This is a genomic window from Acinetobacter sp. Marseille-Q1618, from assembly GCF_902809855.1.
Lineage (GTDB): Bacteria > Pseudomonadota > Gammaproteobacteria > Pseudomonadales > Moraxellaceae > Acinetobacter.
In genome coordinates this window covers 1503212-1509653 of record NZ_CADDWJ010000001.1, presented here as the reverse complement: position 1 = coordinate 1509653, position 6442 = coordinate 1503212, and the positions used below count along the sequence as shown (strand labels likewise).

5 protein-coding genes are annotated in these 6442 nt (G+C 39.7%); 3 read left to right on the top strand and 2 right to left on the bottom strand.

Going from position 1 to position 6442, the window contains the following annotated elements; translation table 11 throughout:
- Window positions 1–382 precede the first annotated feature (382 nt).
- Window positions 383–1366, bottom strand: coding sequence for a Tim44 domain-containing protein (locus HUS24_RS07135; protein WP_173911353.1), 984 nt, complete (start codon window positions 1364–1366; stop codon window positions 383–385).
- Between the two features lie 121 nt (window positions 1367–1487).
- Entirely contained in the window at window positions 1488–2876 is a 1389-nt protein-coding gene (radA, locus tag HUS24_RS07130; RefSeq protein ID WP_173911352.1) for a DNA repair protein RadA, read from the bottom strand.
- A 508-nt stretch (window positions 2877–3384) separates the two neighbouring features.
- On the opposite strand from radA, the gene HUS24_RS07125 reads away from it, so the two are divergent.
- From HUS24_RS07125 to lysA, 3 genes are all read left to right on the top strand, one after another.
- The gene (locus HUS24_RS07125) at window positions 3385–4803 is read left to right on the top strand and encodes an amino acid permease (protein WP_173911351.1); all 1419 of its coding nucleotides are present in this window, start codon (window positions 3385–3387) and stop codon (window positions 4801–4803) included.
- A 145-nt stretch (window positions 4804–4948) separates the two neighbouring features.
- On the top strand, window positions 4949–5167 hold the full coding sequence (locus HUS24_RS07120; RefSeq protein ID WP_173911350.1) for a lipoprotein: 219 nt from the start codon (window positions 4949–4951) through the stop codon (window positions 5165–5167).
- Between the two features lie 30 nt (window positions 5168–5197).
- Window positions 5198–6442: a diaminopimelate decarboxylase gene (gene lysA, locus HUS24_RS07115; protein ID WP_173911349.1), complete on the top strand. Its 1245-nt coding sequence runs from the start codon at window positions 5198–5200 to the stop codon at window positions 6440–6442.

Here is a 6442-nt window from a genome sequence, read left to right as displayed (position 1 = left end):
TGTTTTTGCAATACATCAATCAATTTATGGTATTTGTCGAGTTCTGTGGTGAGGAGCAACGCTCCGCAAGGTGGTTTTCTTGCGCAGTTTCACTGCTCATTTTGCCGAAACAAAAGTAGGTCGAGCCTGAGCAAGTCAAAGTATATTTTGACGAAGCGCAAGACGCAGTGGCTAGTCCCTAAAGATAAATTTTAGATGTAAGACTCCGTCAAAAATAAACCATTTATATTATGTTAATTTTCAAGAATAGTTTTAATCGACTTATTTTTATTTCAGTTTAGATCGATATATACTAAAATCAATAAATAAAAAACCGAGCAAATTATATTACTCGGTTTTTAAAATCAAGATATGCTTTATTCATGCAAGGACATGACGCTTATCAAGCTTGTTGAATCCCAGCAACCAGCCAATCTTGTGTAGAACCCACAGGTTTTACAAAGTGCCAGATTTCTGTAAATGGAACAGCTTGACTGTTCAAATCTTCGCTAACGGTTCCTGTAAAACGAACGCTGACGACATATTGACCATTTTCTGTCGCTGAATCAGTCACCATCGCATTTAAATTAGAAAACTCAGCAACGTCTTGATCTTGGTTTGCCATGATATCGCTATACATAGACTGATAAAGATCAGGCGTTAAATAACGTTGAATCTCACTAATGTTACTTGCAGTGTTCATTGACTGAATATGATTAAAACGTTGGCGTGCTACACGCAAGAATGCAGCAGGTTCACTACCATCTGGTAATTGCTGACCACTTTGCATTGATGCTGCACCAAATGGCGCTTGTGACGCGGCAGAACCCGTTACAGATTGACCAAAAATATTGGTGTTATCGCCAGTCTGTGATGCAGATGAACGACCAAATGGTGCTGTGCTTGGTCCTGTATTGTTTGGTGCATAAGGATTAGATGCTGCTAATTTTTTTTTTGCACCGAATTTACGGAACAAGAAGAATGCAGCACCTACAATTAGAATGAGCCAGATCCAACTAGGCATGCCACCTTTTTCTTCTTGCTCAGCAGCAGCTTGTTGTTTTGCTAATTCAGCATCATTGGTTTGTGCTTGGTTATTGTCATCCGCCATTGCATTGGCTGCAATAGCACCGACTGCTGCACCTGCAACACCAGCAGCAACCATTTTACCTACACCAGAACCTGACTTTTGTTGGCTGTTTTGCGCAGGCATTGGTTGTTGTACAGGCGTAGTTTGTCGAGGTTGTGAGTAAGACTGACTCGAAGTTGTAGAACGGCTCATACCATGACTTTTACCGCCACCTGCACGTTTAGCTTCTGCTAAGGGTGCAGCAACCAAGGCAGCCATCAATACACCTGCCATTAAACCACGCTGTCGAACTTCCATTGAATTTTCCTACAAGAAATAATATGTGAATTGAGATTTTATATATGCCGTTTTTTAGGTGAAATTTCAAGAATGCTTGCCAGTTTTTTGTACAATCATTCACATAAAAGCTACGATTTTTTTAAACATGCTCATCACTGAGCTGAATCGCTTCGGTTAATGCTTCATGTAAGCGTGCCACTGCGATGATTTGTACGCCTGCAATGGGTTTTTGTGGTGTATTGCCACGTGGCACAATGATGTATTTAAAACCATGCTTAATGGCTTCTTTTAAACGTTCTTGACCATTGGGAACAGGGCGGATTTCTCCTGATAATCCCACCTCACCAAAGACGGCAAGTTGTTGTGGCAGTGCTTTGGAACGTAAGCTGGAAGCACAGGCCAATAGCACGGCCAAATCTGAACCTGTTTCTGTAATTTTTAGACCACCGACCACATTCACATACACATCTTGTCCTGAGGTTTGCACACCACCATGTCGATGCATGACAGCCAATAACATATTTAAGCGGTTTTGTTCTAAGCCTAAAGCAACCCGACGAGGTTGCCCATGCGCATCATCGACTAAGGCTTGGACTTCGACCAAAAGTGGACGTGTGCCTTCACGGCTGATCATCACTACTGAGCCCGGAATGGCTTCATCATATCGGCTTAAAAATATCGCAGATGGGTTGGCAACCTCTTTGAGTCCTTTGTCGGTCATGCCAAAGACACCAAGCTCATTCACCGCACCAAAACGGTTTTTAACTGCACGAATCATACGATAGCGTGAGTCAGATTGACCTTCAAAATACAAAACACAATCTACCATGTGTTCTAAAACACGAGGACCTGCAAGAGAACCTTCTTTGGTAACATGACCCACAATAAATAACGCAGTGCCACTATTTTTGGCAAAACGGGTCAAGAGTGCCGCAGACTCACGGATTTGTGAAACACCACCGGGTGCTGATTGTAAGGTTTCAGTATATAAGGTTTGGATGGAGTCTAAAATGGCAACGGAGGGGCGCAGTTGAGCCAATGTTTCACAAATACGTTCTACGCAAGTTTCAGCCATGACTTGAAGTTTATCGGTAGGTAAGTCTAAACGATTGGCACGTAAAGCAACTTGAGAAAGTGATTCTTCACCTGTGACATACAGGGCAGAGCTGTTGGCTGCTGCCATATGTGTAGCAGTTTGCAGCAAAATGGTTGATTTACCAATGCCGGGATCACCGCCAATTAAAACCACTGAACCTGTAACCAAACCACCACCGAGTACACGGTCAAATTCTCCAATACCTGTCGCAAGGCGTGTTTCGGTTGACACTGCAACTTTATTTAAAGTGGTGACATTAGCAGCTTGTCCTGCATAGCCTCCGCCCATTGGTTTAGCACGATGGCTCACCACAGGCTCAATACGAACTTCAGTAAGACTGTTCCACTCGCCACAATCAGAACATTGACCTGCCCATTTGGGATGATCAGTACCACATTGCTGACAACGATAAACAGTTTTCACTTTAGCCATAGTAATTTCATAAATACCTAAACATTATTTTGACTATACAATAATTTTCTTGGCAGCAGCAGCGTACAGACAAAAAGAGCGACTATTTGAGTCGTGCAAAGCATATAAAAAGGACTTTTATGTAAGATCAGTGTAAATAACAGGTTAAATTTATGCGTGATCATTTGAATTGAAGCGAAATCTATGATCGTCCAATATGCTGCGATGTTGATGAAATGCTATACAGCGACATATTGTTTTTTCCAATGATTTCTTTTTTAACATAGATTTAATAAACGGATCAGTCATTTTATATTTTTAAATTTAAATAAGTTGGTTTGAATTTAGTTGTTGATTTTTATTGTGATTAATTATTTTACTTTGATATATTTTAAAAAATAAGAGTAGTGGGTGAGTATGGTTTTAATCATTTCAATCACAATAAAGCAGTGAGTTTCATAATTTATTTTTATTTTTTGGCAGAATTAAGCTAATTTGTGCGAATTAACACGAAAGATGAATCTAAAAAATGTCAAACGGAAATTATTCATCCTCACATGAAAATGGGGAGCTGGCACGGAGCTTATCCAATCGCCATTTACAATTGATTGCGATTGGTGGTGCGATTGGGACAGGGTTATTTATGGGGTCTGGAAAGACAATTAGCCTTGCAGGACCTTCGATCTTATTTATTTATATGATCATTGGTTTGATGGTGTTTTTTGTCATGCGAGCGCTTGGTGAATTACTACTGTCAAACTTACAGTACAAATCTTTTATCGACTTATCCACTGATCTGATCGGGCCTTGGGCGGGGTATTTTGTTGGTTGGACATATTGGCTGTGTTGGGTCACGATTGGTATTGCTGATTTATCTGCCATTATTTACTACTTAGAGTTTTTTAATGGTGGAATGTCATTTAGTCCTTTAGAAGGGCTGCTGATCAGTACGGTTGCTGTACTGTTTGTATTGGGTCTGAACTTGGTCACTGTAAAACTGTTCGGTGAAATGGAGTTCTGGTTTGCAATGGTTAAAATCACGGCAATTATTGTGCTTATTGCAGTGGGTTTATGGATGATCTTTACTGGATTTGTCAGTGAATCAGGCACAGTGGCAAGTGTTTCAAACTTGTGGACACATGATGGGATGTTTCCAAAAGGTTTGGATGGCTTCTTAGCAGGCTTCCAAATTGCAATTTTCGCTTTTGTTGGGGTGGAGTTAGTCGGGACAACTGCGGCTGAAACCCAAGACCCGAAACGTAATTTACCTAAAGCGATTAATTCGATTCCAATTCGTATCATTATTTTCTATGTCTTGGCATTGTTTGTGGTGATGTGTGTGACGCCGTGGGATCAAATCAATCCTAAAGTAAGCCCATTTGTGAATATTTTCTCACAAGCTGGTATTGCTTCCGCTGCGATTATCATGAATTTGGTGGTTTTATCTTCAGTAATGTCATCTATGAATAGTGGTGTGTTCTCAACCAGCCGTATGTTGTTTGGTTTGTCGGTAGATCGCCAAGCACCGAAGTTATTTGGAAAATTGTCTAAAGCTTCTGTACCTGCAAAAGCGTTGATTTTCTCCTCTATCTGTATCTTTATTGGTGCATTTGTACAGTTTGTTTATAAAGTGCAAACAGGTACCAATGATGAGGTTACGGCATTTACTTTGGCAACGACTTTATCTACCATTTTATTTATCTGTGTTTGGATCATTATTATGTGGAGTTATATTAACTACCGTAAAAATAGACCTGAATTACATGCACAATCGACTTTTAAGCTGCCAGGTGGAGTCGTGACGTGTTGGGTGGTGATTTTATTTTTCCTTGCTACAGTGTATTTCCTTGCTTTAGATGAAACTACTTTGGAAGCTTTAAAAGTCAGCCCAATTTGGTTGATTATTTTGGCAATTGGTTATTTCTGTTTCTATAAGAAAAAACAGTAATTTACTATTTCAAAGATTCTCATAAGAAAACGTCAGTGATTCACTGGCGTTTTTTTTATTATCAAATTAAGCTTTACGGTTTAATACTTTGGTCAATCGTATGATCAAGGTATACTGCTTAAAAATTGAAAAGATAGGTCTTCAGATGCGTCGTGTCATTTGTTACATCAGTGTTATGGCAATGGCTATTGTTTTGGTCGGTTGTGGTCAGTCAGGTGATTTACAATTACCGAATGATCCAAATTATGATAATCGAGCAAAATATTTGCTTTATCCAAATACAGACAATAAAACTACGACTTCTGAACAAAAAGTTGTGGAAACTCTTGATGCTCCAACTGCATCACAAGCGACAACCAACTAAATTTTTAGCTTTCATTGAAAGGATACATTCATGAGTTTTTCTCGCATTAATGGGGTATTGCATGCAGAGCAATGTTCTTTAGATCAGCTTGCACAGCAATTTGGCACACCGCTTTATGTTTATTCTAAAGCAACCTTTGAAAAACATTATTTGGAGATGGATAAAGCATTTGACTTTATTGATCATCAAATTTGTTTTGCGGTGAAGTCAAACTCAAATCTTGCGGTTTTGAATGTATTGGCAAAATTAGGTTCAGGCTTTGATATTGTGACTGGTGGTGAGCTGGCACGTGTATTAGCTGCAGATGGTGACCCATCGAAAATCGTATTTTCAGGTTTAGGTAAACAAGAAGCTGATATTCAAAAAGCCTTAGAAGTGGACATTGCTTGTTTTAATGTTGAGTCCTATGCTGAACTTGATCGTATCCAAAAAGTTGCTGCACATTTAGGTAAAAAAGCACCGATTTCGCTACGTGTAAATCCAGATGTAGATGCAAAAACCCATCCTTATATTTCAACAGGTTTAAAAGAAAACAAATTTGGGATTCCATCTGATTCAGTTTTTGAAACTTATCAATATGCTGCATCTTTGCCAAATTTGGATGTGGTGGGAATTGATTGTCATATCGGTTCGCAGTTGACTGAAACACAGCCTTTTGTAGATGCGCTTGATCGTGTGATTGTGATGATTGAGCAGTTAAAACAATTGGGCATTGATTTAAAACACATCGACATTGGTGGTGGTCTAGGGGTGACGTATAAAGATGAAACACCGCCTACAGTCACTGAATATGCCAATGCAATGCGTCCTGCTTTAGAAAAATTAGGCTTAAAAGTTTATATGGAACCTGGTCGTAGTATTTCTGCCAATGCAGGTGTGTTATTGACCAAAGTAGATTTACTCAAGCCGACTAATCACCGTAATTTTGCGATTATTGATGCGGCAATGAATGACTTGATTCGTCCATCGTTATATCAAGCATGGATGGACATTCAAGCGGTGACACCACGTAATGATGTCGAAACGAAAACTTGGGACATCGTGGGTGCGATTTGTGAAACAGGCGATTTCTTAGGAAAAGAGCGTGATTTAGCCTTACAAGAAAATGATATTTTGGCAGTGTTGGGCGCAGGTGCTTACGGTTTTGTGATGAGTTCAAACTACAATACTCGTGGTCGTGCTGCTGAAGTCATGGTCGACGCTGATCAAGCACACTTGATTCGCAAACGTGAAACGATCGAATCATTGTGGGAAAATGAACAATTATTGCCTTAA